We start from the raw sequence: 22331 nt of genomic DNA on the forward strand, positions 1-22331 counted from the left end.
CCCGCGTCAAGGGCGCGGGCGGGTGCAGGCCATGATAAGAACAATGGCCGTCAACGCACGGCTGCTGAGCAGGAGTGGATGATATGGCACGCGGATTTGGCGTTCGATTTCTGAGCGGTGCTTTGACCGGCGGCGTGGCTTCGACCGTTGTGGTGGGGGTTGTGTCGGTGCTGGCCCCGCCGCCGGCACCGCCCGAGGTCAGCTATGACGTGTCCGGCGCGGTCGCGCCTGCACAGACGGTGACGCCTGCTGACAGTGGCAAGACCGCCAGCCAGACAGATCGGGCTGTGACCGCACCGGCCGTTGTGCCACAGGCGCTGGCCCCTGACCCCGACAGTGTCGTGGCCATCGACAGTGCGACGCAGGAGCCCGCAGCGCTGCCCGAAACCGGCACGGCCGAAGCGCTGGATGCCCCGGCAGACAACAGCCAGATCGCCACGGCACCGGACAGCGAAGCGCCGGTGCTGCCCAACCCGCAAGCCAACGCCCCGGCACAACCTCAGGCCGAAGCGCAAGCGACCATCAGCACAGAGCCCGCCCAGCCCCCCGCGCCAACCGAAGAAGTGACAGAGCAAGCAGCACTGGATGACAATGCCGCGCTCAGCACCCCCCAGCCCGGCGCACCGGAGGACAGCACAGCGCCACAGGCCGATCTGACCCCCGGCGATGACACCGCGCCCGCGCCGGATTCTGCGCCCCGGATTGCCGAGGACGACACCGCCGACACACCTGCCCCTGCACCGGACGACAGCGCGGAGCCGCTGGGGGCGGCTGAAACCACCGACACACCCGCGCCTCCAGCGGAAGAAGCGGACACGCAGGTGGCCACCACGCCAGACGTCCCGCAGATCATCGAAGAGGCAGAGCCGCTGCCAGATGCAGACCCCGCGACCGAAGAGACAACCGTGGCAGCCGCCACCGGGCCTGCTGTCGGCACCCCCGCAACGTCTCTGCTGGACCGGGACACGGGTGTTACCATCAATCGCCCGCAGCCGACCGACACCACCGAACCGGCTGTTGCGGCGCAGGATGATGTGCCTGTGCCGCGCGAGGCCGGGCGCGGTGCGCGCCCGATTGACCGTTATGCCCAGCCGTTTGAAGCAGCCGATGACAAACCGTTGATGAGCATTGTCCTGATCGATGACGGCACCACCCCCACCGCCGGTGCGGCGGGCATCGCGGCGCTGCGCAGCTTTCCCTATCCGCTCAGCTTTGCGGTCGACAGCCGTCTTGACGATGCCGCCGACCGGATCGCGCTCTACCGGAGCAAGGGGTTTGAGGTCATGGTGATGATCGACCTGCCGCCCGGCGCACAGCCCGTGGATGCAGAGACGACTTTCGGCGTGGTGTTGTCCAACTTGCAGCAGGTTGTCGGTGTCCTTGAAGGGACGGAAACGGGATTTCAGGAAAGCCGCGATCTGGCCGATCAGGTCAGCGCGATTGTCGCCCAGACCGGACATGGTCTGCTGACCCAGTCGCGCGGATTGAACACCATGCCCAAGCTCGCCCGGAAAGAAGGCGTGCCCGCCGCCCCCGTGTTCCGTGATTTTGACAGCAAGGACCAAAGTGCCACGGTGATCCGACGGTTCCTCGATCAGGCGGCGTTCAAAGCTGGCCAGGAAGGGGCCGTGGTAATGCTGGGCCGGATGCGGCCGGACACGATTTCAGCTCTCTTGTTGTGGGGATTGCAGGACCGGGCCAGCTCTGTCGCGCTGTCGCCGATCTCTGCGGTGCTGAAGCGGGAGCCATAAGCGGGTCGGTTCCTGTTGGCAGCCCTGTCTTCCAAATGGTTCTAAAAACCCCGCCGGAGGCATGAAATCTCTTCTGGACCGCCAAAAGAGATTTTAACGCTCCGCGGGGGTTTTTAGAACCATTTGGAAGAGGGGTGCGGTGCCTCAGGAGGTGCAGGCCCCCACAGGCACCATCGCCCGTGCCGTTGCGTCCATCACGGCGCTTTGCATCCCGCCGCCCATGGCCATCTGCACAGAAGCGCCCGCAATTTCGGATCCGCTCACCGTGATTTCCCGACCGCCTGCGGTGTCATCCACATCAACGGTGAAGGCAACATGCGCGCCTGCGGCCAGACCACGCAACCGCAGCTTCACTGCGTTGTCGCCATCCAGCACGGTCGGCAGTTCCACCAGCGCGTCGCCGCCCGCGACCATCTCGAAGGGCTGGAACACCTCAACGCCGGCCCCGGCCCCGGTGACGTCAAAGATCAGGCCGGCAGGGGCGGTGCCCAGATTGAGCGTGACCTCCATTGCGGGCAGCGCACAATCGCCGGTGTTGGTCAGGGTGAAACGGTCCTTGGGCGCGCCTTCGTCGAAACGGACGGCAAGGTCGGCGGTTGCGGCAGTGGCGCTGAGCAGCAGGGTGCAGAGGGTCAGTCGGATCATGTGGTCTCTCCTTGGTTAGGGAGCGACCTAGCCCGCCTGCGCCGGGGCGCAAGGGTCAGATGATTTCATCCTCGTCAAACATCGGATCGGATTCCAGTTGGCTGGCCAGATCGTCCACTGTCGCCTCATCCGCGCGGGGGCTGAGCCGGGCGAGGTGGAAGACTGCGTCGCCTTCGTTCACCACCGGCAGGATCGCACGGCCAATGAGGATGCCGGCGCTGTCGGCGACCAGGTCGGTTTCGACCGCGCCGAAGGGATCGGCGACGCTGGCCAGCAGATCGCCCGTCGCCACCATCTCGCCCTCCGCGCGGAAGGTGCGCAGCAGCCCGCCTGCAGGTGCACGCAGCCAGTGGGAGCTGGAGCACAGGTGTGGGGTGGATTTGGCTTTTGCGATGCCCTTGGCCGGCAGCATGTTTTGTCCGCGCATCACCCGCAGGATGCCCGCCACGCCTGCGCGCACGGCCATTTCATCAAACCGCAGACCTTCGCCCGCTTCATACAGCACGATCGGCACGCCGTTTTTGGCCGCCACCGCGCGCAGCGAACCGTCGCGCAGGCCTGACGTCAGCACCACCGGTGCGCCGAAATCCAGCGCCATCTTGTGGGTGGTCTTGTCCCCCGGTGACACCCGCACCTGTGGCAGGTTGGTCCGGTGCACAGCTGCCGAATGCAGGTCCACGCCAAAATCGCAGCGCAGCACCACGTCGTTGAGAAAGATATGGGCCAGCCGGGAGCCGAGGGACCCCGAGGGATGTCCCGGAAAGCAACGGTTCAGGTCACGCCGGTCCGGCAGATAGCGGGAGCGGCTGAGAAAGCCGTAGGCGTTGACCACCGGGATCACCAGCAAGGTGCCGCGAAGCGCGTTGAGTTGCGGCGAGCGCAGCAGGCGGCGGACGATTTCCACGCCGATGACTTCATCGCCGTGCACCGCCGCGCTGACGAACATCGCGGGACCTGCGCGTTTGCCGTGCAGCACTTCGATGGACAGGCCAACGGGTGTGTGATCGGGCAGGGTGGAGACGGGCAGGGTGACAGAGGCGCGGTCACCGGGGGCGATGGTTTGGCCTGCGATGGTGAAAGGCGCGCGGGGGGGCACGGTCAGTTCCGCCCCGATCCGTCAAACCGCGCGGCATCTGCCGCCGCACGTCGGATCGCGCCGGATTTGTGCACGGTTTCCATGAATTCGGCTTCCGCGTCGCTGTCATAGACCACGCCGCCGCCTGCCTGGATATAGAGCGTGTCGTCCTTGATCACCGCCGTGCGCAGGGCGATGCACATGTCCATATCACCGCCTGCGCTGAAATACCCCACGCCGCCGCCATATAGCCCTCGTTTCTCGGGTTCCAACTCGTCAATGATCTCCATCGCGCGGACCTTGGGCGCGCCGGACACGGTGCCTGCGGGCATGCCGGCAAAGAAGGCATCGAGCGCATCTTTGTCCTCATGCAATTCGCCCACCACGTTGGAGACGATGTGCATCACGTGGGAGTAGCGCTCCACGATGAATTCTTCGGTCGGGCGCACCGTGCCGATCTTGGCAACGCGGCCCACGTCATTGCGGCCCAGATCGAGCAGCATCAGATGTTCGGCCAGTTCTTTTTCATCGGCGAGCAATTCGGCTTCCAGCGCGCGGTCCTCTTCGGGTGTGGCGCCCCGCCGGCGGGTGCCTGCGATGGGGCGGATGGTGACTTCGTTGCCGAACACCCGCACGAGGATCTCGGGCGAGGCCCCGACCACATGAAAGCCGCCGAAGTTGAAATAGAACATGAAGGGCGACGGGTTGGTGCGCCGCAATGAGCGGTAGAGCGCGAAGGGCGGCTGCGTGAACCCCTGCGCCCAACGTTGGCTTGGCACAACCTGAAAGATGTCGCCTGCCACGATGTAGTCGCGCGCTTTCTCCACCGCCGCCTTGTAGCCCTCGCGGGTGAAATTCGACACCGGCTCGGGCGCTTCACCCTCATCGCCGAGATTGCGTGTGGCCGCAGGCATGGCGCGTTCCAGATCGCGCACGGCGTCCATCACCCGCTCCGCCGCCTGCGCATAGGCCGCGCGGGCGGATTGTCCCTCCGACACCCAAGCGGGGGAGACCACGGTGACCTCGCCTTTGACACCGTCGAGCACTGCAATCACCGAAGGGCGCAGCATCAGCGCGTCGGGCAGACCGAGCGGATCAGGGTTCACATCCGGCAGATGCTCCACCAGCCGGATCATGTCATAGCCCAGATAACCAAAGAGCCCCGCCGCCGCCTGCGGCAGGTCTTCGGGCAGGTCGATGCGGCTTTCCGCAATGAGCGCCCGCAGGGTGTCGAGCGGATTGCCCGGTATGTCCTCAAACGCATCGGCATCAAAGCGGGCCGCGCGGTTGATGGCGCAAGCCTCCCCCCGGCAGCGCCAGATCAGATCAGGTTTCATCCCGATGATCGAATAGCGTCCGCGCACATCGCCGCCCGTCACACTTTCCAGCACAAAGGCGTTTTCTGCCGCACCCGTCAGCTTGAGCATCAGGGACACGGGCGTGTCGAGGTCCGCCGCCAGCCGGGTGTAGACGACCTGATTGCGGCCCGCTGCATAGGCCGCTTCAAAGGCATCAAAGTCGGGGGTCAGTGCCATCGCGGATCAGGGGAAGTTGACGTGCACGGCTTGCAGCGCACGCTGGTCGATCTGCGGCACGGCGCGCGTGACCACGTCATTGGCATAGATGTTGAAGATGTCCTGCGCGAGGTTCTGGCTGATCTGGGCGGACAGCTGATCCAGCAGGGCATTGCTTTGTGCGTCCTCGCTGGCGGGGGTGATGGCGTCCAGCCGCACAATCGCGACGGTGGCGTCACCGGGCAGCACGGTCACATCGCCCACATCCATCTGGAAGACCTGATCGATGAAACCGGGAGGGGCGCGGTCGACAAAGGCATTGCGCAGCATCTCTGTCTCCACCAGCGCATCAAGGCCTGCGGCCTCAAACGCCACGGCGCCATCTAGGTCTGCGACCAAAGCGGTGGCCTGAGCGGTCAGATTGGCAACCACCTGTTCGGCTTTCCATGCCGCTTCCACATCGGCGCGGGCGTCCACAAAGGGATTGGGCCGTTCCGGCAGCGCTTCATCCAGCTGCATGGCAAAGAGGCCGCCATCCGCCAATTGGTCGATCTTGGGGAAATCCCCTTCGCTCAGCGCGGCGGCGGCTTCGCGGAAATCGCCGTAGGCGGCAATGCCTTCGCTGCTGTTTTCGTCCCAGGTCAGCGTGCCAAGGGTGATCTCGGTGGCTTCGGCAAGCTGTTCCAGTGTGACGCCGCCGGCAAGCTGGTCGTCGAGATCCTGCGCGCGGGCCTCAACCGCGCGCACCGCGCGGGTCAGGGCAAGCTCTTGTTGAAGGTCGGGGCGGGCGTCCTCAAAGGAGGTGTTCTGCGCAGGCAGCACACCGTTCACGCGGAAAAGCGCGGGCCCAAGGCTGCTGGGCAGGGGGCCGACCACATCACCAACTTCTGCGGCAAAGACAGCCTCACCCGCCGCATCAAGTTCCAACCGGCTGACATCGCCCAGATCCACATCCTGCAAAGCCAGACCGCGCGCCTCGACAAGACTGTCGAACGTGGCACCGTTCACTTCGAGGGCGGCAGCACCGCGGTTTGCGGCTTCCTCGTCAGCGAAGACCAGACGTTCGACAAGGCGGCGTTCGGGCTGGTTGTACTGGTTGGCGCGGGCATCGTATTCGGCGCGCAGCTCATCCTCGGGCACCTCGATCTCATCAATCAGCGCATCGGGGCTGAGCCATGCGTAGGTGATGACTTTGCTGGGGGGCAGGGTGAAGGCATCTGCGTTGTCGTCGTAATAGCGCTGGAGTTCGTCATCGCTGGGGGCGGCAATAGGGTTGGTCAGGTCCGCTTCGCTGAGCAGGCTCCAGGTGAAGCTGCGTTCCTCACCCACGTAGGACACCAGTGTGCGGGCATAGGCCTCCGGCATCTCGACCCCGCCGACAATGGCACCTTGCAACAGGGTGCGCGCGGCTTCTTCGCGCAGGGAGGTCTCAAATTCCGCTTCCGTCACGCCGCCCTGCTGCAAGGCAAAGCGATAGCTTTCGCGGTCAAAGTCCCCGTTCACGCCCTGAAAGGAGGGGATTTGCAGGATCTCTTCGCGCAGGGATACGTCTCCGATGGACAGGCCCATCTGTGTGGTTTCATGGTCCAGCGCGCGGTTTTGCACCAGCCGCTGCAAGACAGCCCGGTCCAGCCCAATTGCCTGTGCCTGTGCAAAGGGCAGGGGTTCGCGGGTCTGGGCTTCAATCGCGCGGATTTCGTTCTGCAACTGGCGCGCGTAGACATCGACCATCACCGGCTTGTCGCCGACGGTACCAATGGTGCGCAGATTGCCGCTGAGGTTGGTGGCGCCAAAGCCTGCAAGCCCGACGAACAAGAACCCCATCAGGATCCACATTGCGCCTTTTGAAATCTTGCTGCCTTTGGCCATGCGGATTGCCCCCTTCTGCCTTGTTTTGCTGTGTCTAGGCGGTCTGCACAGCGGCGGCAAGAGGGTTACGCAGAGGGCAGGGCAGCCAACCGATCAAAAAGCAGCGAGATGCCGTTGGCATCGAGGTTTGCAAACGCAATGCGCAATTGCCGCGCGCCGTTTGCGTCTTCCGGGGGATAGAACATCGTGCCTGGCAGACACAGGATGCCCGCAGTTCTGACCAGCTCTGGCGCAAGGTCCCTGGAGGCGGTCGCAAACGGATGTGACATATAGGCAAAATAGCCGCCCAGCCCCAGCAGTTTCCAGCCCTGCGCATCCAGCTTGGGCATGTTGGCCGTGATCGCTGCCCGGCGGCTGAGGATCTCATCCCGCTCCCCCGCGAGCCACTGGCCGAGGTTCTCCAACCCCCAAAGGGCGGCGTGCTGACCCAATTGCCCCGGACAGATTGCGACAGTGTCGAGGAACTTCTCCACTTCCGCCAGCCGCTCTTCACTGGCGATCATCGCCCCGACCCGGTGGCCGGTGAGCCGGTAGGCTTTGGAAAACGAGTAGAGATGGATCAGCGTGCGGGCCCAATCGGGGTCCTGAAACAGATCATGGGGCGGGCCCGACCGGCTGTCAAAATCCCGGTAGGTCTCATCAAGGATCAGCGCAATGCCATGCCTGCGCGCCAGGTCTGCAAAGCCGCGCACCAGATCGGCAGGATACTCCACCCCGGCGGGATTGTTGGGGGTGACCAGCGAAATCGCCCGTGTCTGTGGGGTAATCAGCGCCTCGGCCCTCTCCACATCGGGCAGCAGGCCTGCGCCCGTTTCAAGCGGTACAGAGCGCACTCCGGACATGTCGAGCCACATCTTGTGATTGAAATACCACGGCGTCGGCAGGATGACCTCATCCCCTTCGGCACAAAGCGTGGCAATCGCTGCTGCAAACGCCTGATTGCATCCCGAGGTGATCGCGACCTGCGCAGGCTGAACCTGCCTGCCATAGATCGCGGTGGTCTTGGCCGCCAAAGCCTCCCGCAGCATCGGCAGACCCAGAACCGGCCCATAAAGATGCGCATCATCGCGGCTGAGTGCGGCATCCGCCATGGCCTGACGCAGCCCGGTTGGCGGCGGATCCACCGGAGCGGCCTGGCTGACGTTGATCAGCGGTTTGTCGGCTGAAAACGATACCCCTTCCAGCCAGCGACGCGCTTCCATCACCGGGGGTGGAAAGGTTGTGGCGGTGCGGGGAAGGCTCATGATGCGGCTCCGGAGCGATAAAGAGATTCTAGCCCTTCGGGGAGGTTTTTTGAACCATTTGGAAGGGGCGGCACCCGTGGTCTTCCAAATGGTTCCAAAAACCCTGCCAGAGGCTTAAGACTTTTTTGGCGGATCAGTCCTTCCCGCGGTACGGCTCTACGTATTGCAGGGCCATGTCCCAGGGGAAGAATATCCATGTGTCCTGGCTGACGCCGGTGATGAAGGTATCGACCTGCGGCTCGCCTTCGGGTTTGGCGTAGACGGTGGCGAAATGGGCCTGCGGGTAGAGATCGCGCACCAGTTCGAGGGTCTTGCCGCTGTCGACAAGGTCATCGACGATCAGGATGCCGGTGCCATCGCCCATCATCTCGGTGTTGGGGGATTTCAGCACCTTGGCTTCCCGGCGCTGGTCGGCCTTGCCGCCGCCCGAATGGTAGGACACGACCGAGATGGTATCGACCGTGCGGATGTCCAGCTCGCGCGCGACGATCATTGCGGGCGCCATGCCGCCGCGGGTGATGGCCACGACCGCGCGCCATGCGCCTGCGTCGGGGCCTTTGCCATCCAGCCGCCAGGCCAGCGCGCGGCTGTCGCGGTGGATCTGGTCCCAGCTGATGTGAAAGCCTTTCTCATGGGGCAGTCTTTGGTCGGACATGGGCTTACCTTTCGATCATGAGCTTGAGGCCGAAACCGCCCAGCAAGGTGGCGGCGATGCGGTCGAAGACGGGTTTGAGGCGCAGGTACCCGCGGCGCGCGGCGGGCATGCTGAGCAGGGTGGCAAAGAGGGTGTAGAACAGCCACTCCAGCACCATATGGTTGGCCACCACAATGCCGATCTCTGCGGGGTGCAGGGGCGCAGGGAAGACTACAAGGATGACCGCTGCGGCAAACAACATGGATTTGGGATTGCCGAAGTTCACCAACAGCCCGGCCGCGAAGCTGCGCGCTTTCAGGACAGGGGCATCGGAGGGTGTGTCATGGGCATGGCGCCACGTCTGTATGGCGATCCAGATCAGATAGAGGGCACCGCCGATCTTGAGCGCCGTATAGGCCCAGGGAAAGAGTGTGAACAGGCTTTCCAGCCCCAGAAAAGCCGCCAGGGTCCAGCAGGCAGCGGCCGTGCCGAGCCCGAAACCGGTGAGGATGCCCGCCAGACGTCCCGAGGTCACGGTGGTCTTGATGACATAAAGCATCGCGGCACCGGGGCTGGCGAGGGCAGCCAGCAGGACCAGATTGAAGGCGATCAGGCTTTGCGCATCCATCAGGCCATGCTCACCCTTTTGCCATATCCGGCGCGTCCACCGCTTTCATGCCCACGACATGATAACCGGCATCCACGTGCAGGTTCTCACCGGTGGTGCCGGAGCCCAGATCGGACAGCAAAAACAGCGCAGCCTTGCCCACATCTTCGGTGGTGACGTTGCGGCGAAGGGGGGAATTGTATTCGTTCCACTTCATGATGTAGCGGAAATCGCCGATGCCGGAAGCGGCAAGTGTCTTGATCGGCCCTGCGCTGATTGCGTTGACGCGGATGCCGTCCTTGCCCAGATCCTCGGCCAGATATTTCACGCTGGCCTCCAGCGCGGCTTTGGCCACCCCCATGACATTGTAATGCGGCATCACTTTTTCAGCGCCGTAGTAGGTCAGCGTCAGCGCACTGGCGCCGGGGGACATCATCTTTTCCGCCCGTTGCAGGATCGCGGTGAAGGAATAGACAGAGATGTCCATCGACATCGCGAAGTTGCCCCGGCTGGTGTCGACATACCGCCCGCGCAATTCATTCTTGTCAGAAAATCCAATCGCATGCACGACAAAGTCAAGGCTGTCCCAGCGGTCGCGCAGCCCGTCAAAAAGCGCATCCATCGAGGCTTCATCGCCCACATCACAGGGCAGCACGATGTCACTGCCAAGCTGTGCTGCCAGTGGATCAACCCGCTTTTTCAATGCCTCGCCCTGATAGGAGAATGCCAGCTCTGCGCCTGCGTCCGCCAAAGACTTTGCAACGCCCCAGGCGATGGATTTGTCATTGGCCAGGCCCATGATCAGCCCGCGTTTGCCCTGCATCAGGTTATTTGCCATTCCACTGCCCTTGCCATCTCGAAAAACTCCCCGTGGTCTATGCCATTGTGGGGGCGCCATCAAGAGAGGGACGCGGCAGGGTTGAATCGTTGATTTTGACCACGAAAACCCGCTGCACCTCTGCGGGCGCGTCGTACACAGCTGTGTACGGTTTTGGTTGTTGGTCGCGAAAAAGTGCGATAGCGCTAGGGGTGAAGTGATTTTTACACCTGAAACGATTTACGGCCGAGACGGACAGCAAAGATGGCACAGCGCGCTGAACCTTTTTCAGGCGACGATCCCTTCGTGATCGCGCGGCGATGGATGGATGAGGCGTCCAAGAGCGAGTTGAACGATCCCGATGCCATCGCCCTTGCGACGGTGGACGAGAGCGGTATGCCCAATGCCCGTGTTGTCCTGCTGAGGGAAGTGGAGGCGGATGCATTTGTCTTCTATACCAACTACACCAGCGCCAAGGCGCAGGAAATGGACCATGCGGGCAAAGCCGCCTTTGTGATGCACTGGAAATCCCTGCGGCGGCAGGTGCGGGCACGCGGATTGATCACGCGCGAGGACGGACCGCAGGCGGATGCCTACTATGCGTCGCGGGGGCTCAAAAGCCGGCTGGGGGCCTGGGCATCGCGGCAGTCACAGCCGCTGGAAAGTCGTGCAGCCCTCATGTACGAAGTGGCACAGCGTGGTGTGGAATTTGGCACCAACCCGCCAAGGCCGCCATTCTGGGGTGGGTTTCGGCTGACACCGCTGGAGCTTGAATTCTGGGCAGACGGCGCGGCCCGCCTGCATGACCGCTTTCAGTGGCGGCGGGCAACAGTCGCGGACAAGTGGGAGATCACGCGGCTGAATCCGTGACCGGATCGGTTTGAGCGTGTAAGAAATACGAACCGGGCTGTGCCACGTTGAGAAACGGTGCAGAGTTCGGCAAGACAAGAAGACAAAAGGACCAAAGTGGCAGAGAACGACAACAACGCATTTGACGATGACACCGATGACGCACATGCGGTCACCGGTGTGGTCAAATGGTTTGACCCGGTCAAAGGGTTCGGATTTGTGGTCGCCGATGAAGGCGGGCCCGATATCTTGCTGCATGTGAACGTGTTGCGGAATTTCGGCCAAAGCTCTGTTGCGGATGGCGCGCGGATTGACCTGATGGCGCAGCGCACGGACCGCGGGGTTCAGGCCACCTCTGTCACGGCCATCCAGCCGCCCGAAGGGTCACAGGCCGCGGCCCTTGCCGATATCGTGGGCATGGATGCCGAACAGGTGCTGGCCGCACCGCTTGAACCTGCACGGGTCAAATGGTTCGACAAATCCAAGGGCTTCGGTTTTGCCAATGTCTTTGGCAAGCCAGAGGATGTGTTCCTGCATATCGAGGTGCTGCGCCAATCGGGGCTGTCGGACCTGCAACCGGGCGAAGCATTGGCGATGCGGGTCATTGAGGGCAAGCGTGGCTCCATGGCGGCTGAGGTGCAGGCGTGGGAAACGGTCCTGACTGGCGACGACAACAGCTGATGAGATCGATGCTGCGGGCCCTTGTGCTGATCTGCGCCATGGGACCCGGTGCAGCATGGGCGGCGTGCCGCGAAGACGTGGTGGAACTGCGCGGTGACTGGGGCAAGGCGCGTTTCACCGTGGAGATTGCCGACGATCCCGAAGAGCAGATGCAGGGGCTGATGCACCGGCAGAGCATGGCAACCTCAGCGGGCATGCTGTTTATCTACGACACCCCGCGCGCGGCGTCCTTCTGGATGCGCAATACGTTGATTTCGCTGGATATGCTGTTTCTTGATGCGCAGGGGGTGGTGCAACATATCCACCATGACGCCAAACCGCTGGATGAGACGCCGATCTTTGGCGGGGATGACATTCTGGCCGTATTGGAGATCAACGGCGGGTTGTCGCGGCGCTTGGGGCTGGTGCCCGGCAGCCAGATGCGGCATCCGGCGTTTGCGGCAGGCACTGCGGCCTGGCCCTGTACGGGTTGAAAACGCGGATGGTCCTGCTTGATGCAGGGACTTTGCACATTCCGTTCATTCTGGGGCTTTTCAATCCTCGCATCCCTCGCTAAAGAGGCCCGTGTCGGAGCGTGGCGCAGCCTGGTAGCGCACCTGTTTTGGGTACAGGGGGTCGGAGGTTCGAATCCTCTCGCTCCGACCACTTTTCAAATATCATCTGTTTTGCGGTGCGGGCCCTTGTGGCTTTTCCTGTGGATAACACTGGGCCGCAGGTTTCCAGAGGCAAGCGGGGCGCGTCGGTCCCCGGCGGCTGCGATCCTTGGGGCATGTGGGGCGCAGGGTTTTTGTCTGTACCACCCATCGCGCGCGGGTCGGTGAGGTCTTTGAGGCGCGCTCAGGGAGGGATGTTGACCGATTCCTCTCAAACCCCCGTCCATCCCTATATCTTGTGGTTGAGCGCCGATCTGTCGCGGGTTTGAGCTGTATCTAGTGGCGGCCTGATCGCGTCATGCGATAATATTGCCACGATTTTGCCGGCCGGACGGCGGTGCTTTGCTCAAATTCTGCAAGGGGGGCAAAAAAGATCTGACCGGCTTTTTGGCGCGGTCCAAAATGTTAATGAAAGGTTAATCCAGCAGGCGTGGATTTGCTAAATCCCCTCTTTGCCTTGATAAAATTCACCCGACGTCAGCCGCATCCCTGTGTGCAACTCTGGGGACGGGCGGTGACTGAATCACGCGAAACTTGACGCGCGCAAGAAACCGGTCGCGGGTCAACTGCAAGATTGACGAAAAATCAAAATAATGACGTTGACCCAGTAGGGGTGAATACGCCAGATTGTGCAAACCAAAGACGAGGCCACAACATCTAGACGAAACTGGATGGCGGCTGGTCTGGGGCAGGGATGGACAAAACAGGCGACTTGAACCCACGTTCAGGACACTGCGCGACGTGCGCGGGCCGAAAAGCGTTTTCTGACCCATGGTGAGCAACCGGAGACCGCGCAATGACGCGGTGCCCGACAATGACAACTTGGACATGAGGCACGTGCCATGAAAATTGAACGCAGATTTACCACACCGGGTCAGGACGCATATGCAGATCTGGATTTCATTACGACAGTGTCGGAAATCCGGAACCCGGACGGGTCGATCGTGTTCAAACTGGATGACGTCGAAGTCCCCTCCAGCTGGAGCCAGGTGGCAAGCGACGTAATCGCGCAGAAATACTTCCGCAAGGCGGGCGTGCCGTCCAAACTGAAGCGCGTGAAGGAAAAGGGCGTGCCGGAGTTCCTGTGGCGCTCCGTTGCGGCAGAGGGCGCGGAAATGGGGGGCGAGACGTCTTCCAAGCAGGTGTTTGACCGTCTGGCAGGGGCCTGGGCCTATTGGGGCTGGAAGGGCGGCTATTTCTCCGATGAGGACGATGCGCGCGCGTACTTTGACGAAATGCGCCACATGCTGGCCTCCCAGCGGGCGGCACCGAATTCGCCGCAGTGGTTCAACACCGGCCTGCACTGGGCCTACGGCATCGACGGGCCTGCGCAGGGTCACTATTATGTGGACTTCAAAACCGGCAAGCTTACCCGTTCCAAATCCTCCTATGAGCATCCACAGCCACACGCCTGCTTCATCCAGTCCGTGGCGGACGATCTGGTGGGCGATGGCGGCATCATGGATCTGTGGGTGCGCGAAGCGCGTCTGTTCAAATATGGCTCCGGCACGGGCACCAACTTCTCCTCCCTGCGCGGCGAAGGGGAGAAGCTGTCGGGTGGCGGTAAATCCTCTGGATTGATGGGTTTCCTGAAGATCGGCGACCGCGCAGCGGGTGCGATCAAATCCGGCGGCACCACGCGCCGGGCGGCAAAGATGGTGATTGTCGATGCCGATCACCCGGATATCGAAGACTTCATCAACTGGAAGGTGCTGGAAGAGCAGAAAGTGGCGAGCATCGTCGCCGGCTCCAAGATGCACGAAGAGAAGCTGAACCTGATTTTCGCGGCCATCAAAGGCTGGGACGGCACGGCAGAGGATGCCTATGACCCGGCGAAGAACGAGCAGCTGAAAGCCGCGATCCGGTCGGCCAAGAAGGTTGCGATCCCTGAGACATACGTCAAGCGCGTGCTGGATTACGCCAAGCAGGGCCACACCAGCATTGAGTTCCCCACATACGACACCGATTGGGATTCGGAGGCCTATAATTCTGTCTCTGGTCAGAACTCCAACAACTCCATCCGCGTGACCAATGGTTTCTTGACGGCCGTCGAAAAAGACGCCGATTGGGAATTGATCGACCGGGTCACCGGCAAAGTGTCCAAGACCATCCGGGCGCGCGATCTGTGGGCGCAGGTGGGCCACGCGGCTTGGGCCTGTGCCGATCCGGGCATTCAATACCACGATACGGTTAACGATTGGCATACGTGCCCCGAAGATGGCGCCATTCGCGGCTCAAACCCTTGTTCCGAGTACATGTTCCTCGACGACACGGCGTGTAACCTGGCATCCATGAACCTGCTGACCTTCCTTGAGGACGGCGTGTTCAACGTGGAAGACTACATGCACGCCTCCCGCCTGTGGACCGTGACGCTGGAAATCTCTGTGACGATGGCGCAGTTCCCCTCCAAGGAAATCGCGCAGCGGTCTTACGACTTCCGCACGCTGGGTCTGGGCTATGCCAACATTGGCGGGCTGCTGATGAACATGGGGTATTCCTATGACAGTGACGAGGGCCGTGCGCTCTGCGGTTCGCTTACAGCGATCATGACCGGTGTGGCCTATGCGACGTCTGCCGAGATGGCGGGCGAGTTGGGGCCATTCCCCGGCTACAAGCGCAACAGCGACCACATGCTGCGGGTCATCCGCAACCACCGCAACGCCGCTTACGGTGAAGCGCAGGGCTATGAGAAGCTGAGCGTCAAGCCCGTGCCGCTGGATCACGGCAACTGCCCGCAGCCGGGTCTGGTCGATGTGGCCACGTCCTGCTGGGATGAGGCCTTGACGCTGGGTGAAAAGCACGGCTACCGCAACGCACAGACCACCGTGATCGCGCCCACCGGCACCATCGGTCTGGTGATGGATTGCGACACCACCGGCATCGAGCCTGACTTCGCGCTGGTGAAATTCAAGAAACTGGCCGGGGGCGGCTATTTCAAGATCATCAACCAATCCGTACCAGCGGCATTGGAAAAGCAGGGCTACAGCTCTGCCCAGATCGAGGAAATCGTCAGCTACGCGGTGGGTCATGGCACCATCGGCAACGCGCCGGGGATCAACCACACCACGCTGATGGGCCACGGGTTTGGCCCCAATGAACTGGCCAAGGTGGATGCGGCATTGGCGCAGGCCTTTGACATCCGGTTTGTGTTCAACCAGTGGACGCTGGGCGAAGAGTTCTGCACGCAGGTGCTGGGCATCCCCGCTGAGAAGCTGAACGATCCGACGTTTGACCTGTTGAAATCGCTGGGTTTCTCCCGTGCGGACATCGACGCGGCCAACGACCATGTTTGCGGCACGATGACGCTGGAAGGGGCGCCGCACCTGAAAGAAGAGCATTACAGCATCTTCGATTGCGCCAACCCCTGCGGCAAGAAGGGCAAGCGGTTCCTCGGCGTGAACAGCCACATCACCATGATGGCGGCGGCACAGTCTTTCATCTCCGGTGCGATCTCCAAGACGATCAACATGCCCAACGATGCCACCATCGAGGATTGCCAGAGCGCCTATGAGCTGAGCTGGTCCCTGGGCATCAAGGCCAACGCGCTTTACCGCGACGGCTCCAAGCTGAGCCAGCCTCTGGCGGCAGCGCTGGTTGAGGATGATGACGAGGCGGCAGAGGTGCTGGAAAGCGGCTCCATTCAGGAGAAAGCCACTGTTCTGGCGGAGAAAATCGTCGAGAAGGTGATCGTCAAGGAAATCGTCCGCTCCAACCGGGAGAAGATGCCACAGCGCCGCAAGGGCTATACCCAGAAAGCCATCGTGGGCGGCCACAAGGTCTATCTGCGCACCGGCGAATACGAGGATGGCAAGCTGGGTGAGATCTTCATCGACATGCACAAGGAAGGCGCTGGCTTCCGGGCGATGATGAACAACTTCGCCATCGCGGTGTCGGTGGGCCTGCAATACGGCGTGCCGCTGGAGGAGTTCGTGGACGCTTTCACCTTCACCAAGTTCGAGCCCGCGGGCATGGTGCAGGGCAACGAGACGATCCGCAATGCGACCTCCATCCTGGACTATATTTTCCGTGAGTTGGCAGTGTCTTACCTTGACCGCACGGATCTGGCGCATGTGAAGCCCGAAGGGGCTACATTCGATGATCTGGGCAAGGGCGAGGAAGAGGAAAGCGTCGCCAACCTGAGCGAACTCTCTGAGACGGCGGCGACCAGATCGCTGGAAGTCCTCAAGCAGATCAGCTCCACCGGCTACCTGCGCAACCGCCTGCCACAGGAGTTGGTTGTGTTGCAGGGCGGTCAGATTGATCCGGTATCAAGCCTTGCAGGCGCGGTTGCGGACGTGGCAAATGCACCTGTGGCCGTGGCAATGGCATCCGGCGCATCTGGCACAGCAATCGCGGCCAGCACGACCAGTCTGGATGCCCGCACCAAGGCCAAGATGCAGGGATACGAGGGCGAGGCTTGCGGTGAATGTGGTAACTTCACCCTGGTCCGCAACGGGACCTGTATGAAATGCAACACATGCGGCGGCACCTCCGGGTGCAGCTGAGAAGGATAGTACCATGGCCGAGGAAACACGCGTCTTTGAGAACGCACAGATCAAGGTGGGGGACCAGACATCCGATCCGATGACGGTGACGATCGAGGTGACCCGCACGCCAGAGGGCAAACGCTCCGGCGCGGGGGAGGCGAAGCTCTCCGAGGAGGTCTTTGCCGCCATCGAAAGCGTCAACGGGGCGGCCCATGTCCACACCCAGAACGGCGACACCTTCGCGATCATGATGCGCAAGGCCTACAAGCAGTCCTTCCGGGTCGAGTTCGTGACCTCCGGCCCGGTGCCGGAGCCGTCCTGAGGGGGCTGCAAGAGATATAGGGGAGCGGCAACGCTCTCTGGATTACATGGGGCGGGTGCGCTCGCCCCCTGACGACGTTCAGGCCGCAGGCAATAAAACATCGAGCGGTTAACATATTGAGCCTGAACGGCGAGACTACGGGAGGGCTTCGGCTCTCCCTTTCTTCTTTTGGAGATGGGTTGCGGGAGGCCTTCCTGCGGCGATTTGGTGTTGCGCGCGGGGTGGTTTGCAGGTGCAGAAACCGGGAGTGGCGGCGGAATTGGGGTGGAGCGGGTTAACGGATTGTTTTCACGTGGTTTTCACGGGGCACCATGCGTACACATGCTGTACACAACCTGTACACCGCTCGGGACGCCGAAGCCGGGTTAACGGGGCGTGCGGTGGTGTGGGACGTCAGGCGCATGTGACCTTTGCGTCTGAGGCTGACCCAAGATGGGAAACAGGCCTTCGCGCGAGATGCGGCGAAGGCGTTGAGAGGGACCCTTGGCGACCAATGCTGCGGTTTGCATGTATGACTGCTTTGGCGAACCGAGCTGTTATTGAAGTCTGATTGGTCGACAAATGCCACGCTTTCCGCTTCATCCGGCAAGTGCAAAGCTCAGGAGCAAGGCACGCGGCTGGATGGCACGGTTTCGGTACGTTTGCGATGCGGAGATTCAACGAATGTCAACATCCTCATGTTAGTGCGCTCTTATGCTCTGCTTCTTGGTGGGGTTCCCTGATTTTGGCGCAAGCAAAGGAGTTACATCTTGGCGGATGCACCCCAGCATTACCTTGAAGCCGAGCTTGACGCGTTGTTTCAGAAAAATCCTGAGACCTGGCGGTTTGTCCGGCAGGGGTCTCTCGATGGTGTTTGGTATTGGGATCTTGAGCAACCTGACAAAGAATGGATGAGCCCGGAGATGTGGACGTTATTCGGCATTGATCCGGCGACGAAACGCCACGATCCGGCTGAATGGCAGGACATCATTTTCCAAGAAGACCTCAAGTTCGCGCTTGAGAATTTTGAAAAGCACTGCGCCGATCCTGATCACCGGTACGATCAGGTTGTGCGGTATCGTCATGCGGATGGATCAACAGTTTGGGTGCGGTGTCGCGGTATCGCTATTCGTGACGAAACGGGAAAGCCTATCCGCATGTTGGGCGCGCATAACGACATCACAGCCGCCAAACGTGCCGAAGAACAAGCAAACGTCGCGTTGCGTGAAACCGCAGCGGCAAATGACGAGCTGCGCAGCTTTGCTTACAGCATCTCGCATGACCTGAAATCGCCCTCCAACACGATGGACATGCTTTTGAAAGAAATCGCGGCCGCAGACGAGGGCGGCATGTCAGAGGATCAGCGCGATTTGCTGGACTTGGCGCAAGGCACGGCCGATCAAATGCGCCGCTTGGTCGATGACATGCTGGCCTTTACGCAGTTGATCGGAGAAGAACCCGTTTGGGAGCTTGTATCGCTTTATGATACAGCAATGGGCGTTCGTGACTTGCTCGGGTCTCTCATGGCTGAGACGGGAGCCGAAATCACCATAGATGACGACCTGCCGATCATGTCAGGCAACGCCACTCAACTACGGGTCCTGCAACAGAATTTGATCGAGAATGCCCTTAAATACCGTGACCCTTCACGCCCGCCCAATGTGACCGTATCGCGTGTCAAGAGCAGGGACCCGACAACGGTCAGCTTCTCGGTACAAGACAATGGCCTTGGGATCGCAGCAGCACATCAGACCCGCATTTTTGAGATGTTCAAGCGGTTGCACCGCTCCGACGAGGTTGCTGGCGCGGGGCTGGGTTTGACGCTTTGCCGCCGCGTTGCGCTGAACCATGGCGGCGATATTCAGGTTGCCTCTGAACTTGGCAAAGGCACGACCTTTACGGTTTCATTTCCGGGGCGCGGCGCATGACTGGGAAACCTGCCATTGGCTCAATCATGATGATTGATGACAATGCAATCGACCAACGCCTGTGTAAACGGTTGATAGAACGCTCTAGCCTCGTCGGCGGGTTCATCGGGAACGGGCCCGTCAGTTCGCCGCCGTGAAAGACGACTGCAACAAGCCTTTGATGATCGAATACCTAGAACGATAGGCCGCAATGCTCGCGAGCGGCACCGGTTAGTTCACCGTTTTCCACAGAAACGTTTCGTCCGCCGGGCGGGCAGCATCTGGTCCAGGTCGAGGCTGCTATCCTTTTGATGGGGTTCAGAGACAAGCGGCGATTCGGTTCTGATCGGCGAACGCCCGGTTCGTCCGCACAGAGCCGTCACCTAGACAGGTTTTCGGTGCGCCGCGCTGCCGCAAGTCCGGTTTGAGCCCAAACCTACCAGATTTCTGCGATGTAGCGAATGACGGCTTTTGGCAAATCAGTAGAGCCGTGTGCCCTCATCTGTAGTGTGATCGTCTTCGACTTCTTTTAGTGTCTGCTTTCTGTCAACAGTCGAAATTACCCATTCAGCAAGGGTTGGGGCAGACTTCCGTTCGGGCCAGTGATCAGGGTGCCACAGCCGGGACCGAATGAACGACTTCGAGCAGTGCATGAAGGCTTCTTCGACCTCTATAACAAGCGCTAGCAACGGTTCCCTGCCGTCAATCGCATGCCGTTTGCTGATCGCGGCATCTCGAACAATGCGAGCCTTGCCCGCGACACGCAGCGTATCGCCGTGACCCGGTACAACAAAGAGAATAGCGATGTTCGGGTCTTCCAATAGATTTTGAAAACCATCGACTCGGTGGTTGCCGAGCCTGTCTGGAATAATGAGTGTCTTGTCGTCGTAGACCTCTACGAACCCGGCAGGGTCACCTTTGGGCGAAACATCAATCAGACCACCGGACGCTTTGGTTGCAACGACAACAAATGGCGCAAGTCCGATGAAACTCCGTGCAGTATCATTCAGCCGATCACTTACCTTGAGAAAAGTGTTGGTGAACCCCTCTGTTGGAAGGAGTTCTCTCAGCCGTTCCGTACTTTCAATCTGTTCATCAACTTCCAACACAATGCTCTCCGATCAATCGAAAAGCGAAGCGTAGCCGATGCGCCAATTTTCTCAAAGCCGCCATTGGCGCAGCCGCAGCGAAAGCTCACTTCGTCCGCACAGCAGGCGTCGGTGGCAGCATAAGGGGCGCTTGAGGCCGACTGAAACTGTCGGGGGGCAGGTTTGAGCCTACTTTACCAAATGCTGCGCTGCTTATGAATGTCCGGTTCCCTGTCGCGTGACGTTGTTTCGGTGCGAAAGAACTGAAAGCAAAACGACACAAAGTATCAGCAGACTGCACATCGCAAAGGTTCCCGCCATGGCAAAGCTCACTATGGGTGTCCGGCCTTCGATGCCAGACTCAAAGTAAGCCAGAGACCAAAATACTGCGCTGACTGATCCGGCCCCGAGGATAAAGCCAAAGTTGCGGCTGAGATTGAGGATGCCCGACGTTACGCCCCGATCCTGTTCTGACGCACGCTCCATCACCGAGGTGTTGAGCGCGGCTAAGAAAACCTGGTAGCTGGGTGCCAGCAAAATGAAGGCCAGAATAAATCCGCCAAGGCCGAGCAGATAAGGCAGCGTCGCCATGGCAGCGCATGCAAAGGCCATTGCAGACGCGCCTGCCGTCACCGCGTAGCCTGTCCCCACTTTCTCTGTGAACCGCCCCGCAGGAATGCCGCTCAGCGCCGACGATATGGGGCCGACAGACATCGCCAGGCCCATTTGCGCGGTCGTTAGTCCAAGTCCATCCATGAGGAAAAAAGGTCCAACCACCAACATGCCCATCATAACGAGTGAAACGATAACGTTCATCGCAAGGCTTATGCGCAAACGGCTGGAGCGTAGGAGATCAAGAGGGATGATGGGTGAAAAACTGCGGGTCTCGATCACATAAAGCGCCATCAATGCGCCAATCGCCAGGGCTGCGAGCAAACCATCTGTGACGTCGAACCCATTGACCAATTCAGACATGAGGAACGTTAGGGCAGTGAGGAAAGCGGCCAATGCACCCGCTCCAGGAAGATCAACCGAGCCTTTCTCCGCCTGTCCTGCGCTGCCTCGAATCCAAAGGAGGCAAAGCACGAGTGTTGCCAGAGCAAAAGGGACTTGCAGGAGATACACCGAACGCCAGCCGAAAGCGGCCGCAGCAGCAGCCCCAATCGCAGGGCCTGAAGCCGTTCCAATGGCTGACATGGTTCCTAGCACGCCCATCCAACGCCCGATCTCGCCAGAAGACACCAGATCGCGCACCATCGCCAAAGGCATCGCCATCATGGCCGCTGCACCTGCGCCTTGGACAAATCTGCTGGCGATCAAAGCCGTCAGCGTTGGCGCGAGGAACGCAAGAACTGCGCCAAGAGAAAAGAGGCACAAGCCCGAAGCCAGCACACTGCGCTTGCCATAGAGGTCGCCTGCGCGCCCCACCGGCACGATAAGGGCTGTGACGGCAAGGATGTACATTGAGACAACAAGTGCCGGGTTAGGGCTCTGGCCACCAAAGGCGAACGATACGTCCGGTAACGTGACGGCAGCAGAACTTACTCCATAAGCTGCAAGCATGATCGAGAGGCCAGGCCCCGACAGCACCGCTAGCGTTCTTTTCGGGTCGGTAGATAGAGAGGCATTGGTCAATTGAACGCTCCATTGCAAATTCGGAGCAGTCACCCTAAAACTTGAAGTCAAGTTTAAGTCAAGAGGTATCATATGACAGCACTCTTGGATATTGCCGAGGTGTCAGACCGGTCTGGCATAAGCCCCTCCGGCCTCCGCTATTATGAGAAAAGGAAGCTGATCGAAGCCGTCGCCCGCAACGGGCTACGCCGTCAGTATGAGCCAACAGTCCTTCAAGAACTGGCGCTCATCAACCTGGCCAAATCCGCAGGCTTCTCGCTTGATGAGATCGGCTCCGTTCTACGCCGACCCGGGACGACAGTATTACCGCGCGACGCGCTGGTCGATAAGGCAGGCATGTTGGAAGAGCAAGCTGAGCGGCTGGTCAACCTCGCGAAGATGCTGCGCCATGTCGCGGACTGTCCGCACCAAGATCACTTCGAATGCTCTCGTTTCAAGAAGTTGTTGAAAGTCGCAACAAGAATTTGGAAGGCATGAACTGGCAAATCCCAAAGTTGCCGTTGGAAGCTTGAAGGCCAATGACAACTTCGTCCGCACATCAAACCCCTTACCTCGCGCGTCTGGAACCTCCGCT

Annotated in this window: 18 protein-coding genes and 1 tRNA gene; 9 read left to right on the top strand and 10 right to left on the bottom strand. The window is 60.8% G+C overall.

Annotated features, from left to right (window positions below; translation table 11 throughout):
- Nucleotides 1–83: 83 nt before the first annotated feature.
- Nucleotides 84–1751, top strand: a complete 1668-nt coding sequence (locus tag Q1A91_RS07135; protein ID WP_299874944.1) for a divergent polysaccharide deacteylase family protein — start codon at nt 84–86, stop codon at nt 1749–1751.
- Between the two features lie 144 nt (nt 1752–1895).
- Here Q1A91_RS07135 and Q1A91_RS07140 read toward each other — a convergent pair whose 3' ends face one another.
- The 8 genes from Q1A91_RS07140 to fabI form a co-directional block, all read right to left on the bottom strand.
- Nucleotides 1896–2396 carry an aggregation factor core gene (locus Q1A91_RS07140; protein WP_299874947.1) on the bottom strand — a complete coding sequence of 167 codons (501 nt, stop codon included), beginning with the start codon at nt 2394–2396 and terminating at the stop codon, nt 1896–1898.
- Between the two features lie 55 nt (nt 2397–2451).
- The gene (locus Q1A91_RS07145) at nt 2452–3492 is read right to left on the bottom strand and encodes a succinylglutamate desuccinylase/aspartoacylase family protein (RefSeq protein ID WP_299874950.1); all 1041 of its coding nucleotides are present in this window, start codon (nt 3490–3492) and stop codon (nt 2452–2454) included.
- Between the two features lie 2 nt (nt 3493–3494).
- Complete coding sequence (gene trpE / locus Q1A91_RS07150) at nt 3495–5006, bottom strand: anthranilate synthase component I (RefSeq protein WP_299874953.1); 1512 nt, start codon at nt 5004–5006, stop codon at nt 3495–3497.
- A gap of 6 nt (nt 5007–5012) precedes the next feature.
- Complete coding sequence (locus Q1A91_RS07155) at nt 5013–6854, bottom strand: peptidyl-prolyl cis-trans isomerase (RefSeq protein ID WP_299874956.1); 1842 nt, start codon at nt 6852–6854, stop codon at nt 5013–5015.
- A 65-nt stretch (nt 6855–6919) separates the two neighbouring features.
- Nucleotides 6920–8098, bottom strand: a complete 1179-nt coding sequence (locus tag Q1A91_RS07160) for an aminotransferase (protein WP_299874959.1) — start codon at nt 8096–8098, stop codon at nt 6920–6922.
- A 133-nt stretch (nt 8099–8231) separates the two neighbouring features.
- On the bottom strand, nt 8232–8753 hold the full coding sequence (gene gpt / locus Q1A91_RS07165; RefSeq protein WP_299874962.1) for a xanthine phosphoribosyltransferase: 522 nt from the start codon (nt 8751–8753) through the stop codon (nt 8232–8234).
- A 4-nt stretch (nt 8754–8757) separates the two neighbouring features.
- On the bottom strand, nt 8758–9360 hold the full coding sequence (locus Q1A91_RS07170; protein WP_299874966.1) for a LysE family translocator: 603 nt from the start codon (nt 9358–9360) through the stop codon (nt 8758–8760).
- 10 nt (nt 9361–9370) lie between these two features.
- Complete coding sequence (fabI, locus tag Q1A91_RS07175; RefSeq protein ID WP_299874968.1) at nt 9371–10177, bottom strand: enoyl-ACP reductase FabI; 807 nt, start codon at nt 10175–10177, stop codon at nt 9371–9373.
- 243 nt (nt 10178–10420) lie between these two features.
- Between fabI and pdxH the strand changes: the two genes are divergently transcribed.
- The 7 genes from pdxH (at nt 10421) to Q1A91_RS07210 (ending at nt 19055) form a co-directional block, all read left to right on the top strand.
- Entirely contained in the window at nt 10421–11026 is a 606-nt protein-coding gene (gene pdxH / locus Q1A91_RS07180; RefSeq protein WP_299874971.1) for a pyridoxamine 5'-phosphate oxidase, read from the top strand.
- A gap of 96 nt (nt 11027–11122) precedes the next feature.
- A complete protein-coding gene (locus Q1A91_RS07185; protein ID WP_367278651.1) occupies nt 11123–11686 on the top strand; it encodes a cold-shock protein in 564 nt (187 codons plus the stop codon).
- 8 nt (nt 11687–11694) lie between these two features.
- Nucleotides 11695–12159, top strand: a complete 465-nt coding sequence (locus tag Q1A91_RS07190) for a DUF192 domain-containing protein (protein ID WP_299876145.1) — start codon at nt 11695–11697, stop codon at nt 12157–12159.
- Between the two features lie 95 nt (nt 12160–12254).
- Nucleotides 12255–12331 (top strand) — tRNA-Pro (locus Q1A91_RS07195).
- A gap of 850 nt (nt 12332–13181) precedes the next feature.
- Nucleotides 13182–16844 carry a vitamin B12-dependent ribonucleotide reductase gene (locus tag Q1A91_RS07200; RefSeq protein WP_299874975.1) on the top strand — a complete coding sequence of 1221 codons (3663 nt, stop codon included), beginning with the start codon at nt 13182–13184 and terminating at the stop codon, nt 16842–16844.
- 13 nt (nt 16845–16857) lie between these two features.
- The gene (locus Q1A91_RS07205; protein WP_299874979.1) at nt 16858–17148 is read left to right on the top strand and encodes a hypothetical protein; all 291 of its coding nucleotides are present in this window, start codon (nt 16858–16860) and stop codon (nt 17146–17148) included.
- Nucleotides 17149–17897: 749 nt separating this feature from the next.
- Nucleotides 17898–19055: an ATP-binding protein gene (locus Q1A91_RS07210; RefSeq protein ID WP_299874982.1), complete on the top strand. Its 1158-nt coding sequence runs from the start codon at nt 17898–17900 to the stop codon at nt 19053–19055.
- 458 nt (nt 19056–19513) lie between these two features.
- Here the strand turns inward: Q1A91_RS07210 and Q1A91_RS07215 are convergent, their stop codons facing one another.
- Complete coding sequence (locus Q1A91_RS07215) at nt 19514–20140, bottom strand: MSMEG_1061 family FMN-dependent PPOX-type flavoprotein (protein ID WP_299874985.1); 627 nt, start codon at nt 20138–20140, stop codon at nt 19514–19516.
- Between the two features lie 195 nt (nt 20141–20335).
- Complete coding sequence (locus Q1A91_RS07220) at nt 20336–21829, bottom strand: MFS transporter (RefSeq protein ID WP_299874987.1); 1494 nt, start codon at nt 21827–21829, stop codon at nt 20336–20338.
- Between Q1A91_RS07220 and Q1A91_RS07225 the strand changes: the two genes are divergently transcribed.
- Nucleotides 21830–22234, top strand: a complete 405-nt coding sequence (locus Q1A91_RS07225) for a MerR family transcriptional regulator (protein ID WP_299874990.1) — start codon at nt 21830–21832, stop codon at nt 22232–22234.
- The last annotated feature ends 97 nt before the right edge of the window (nt 22235–22331 follow it).

It is taken from the genome of uncultured Sulfitobacter sp., assembly GCF_947500075.1.
Lineage (GTDB): Bacteria > Pseudomonadota > Alphaproteobacteria > Rhodobacterales > Rhodobacteraceae > Sulfitobacter.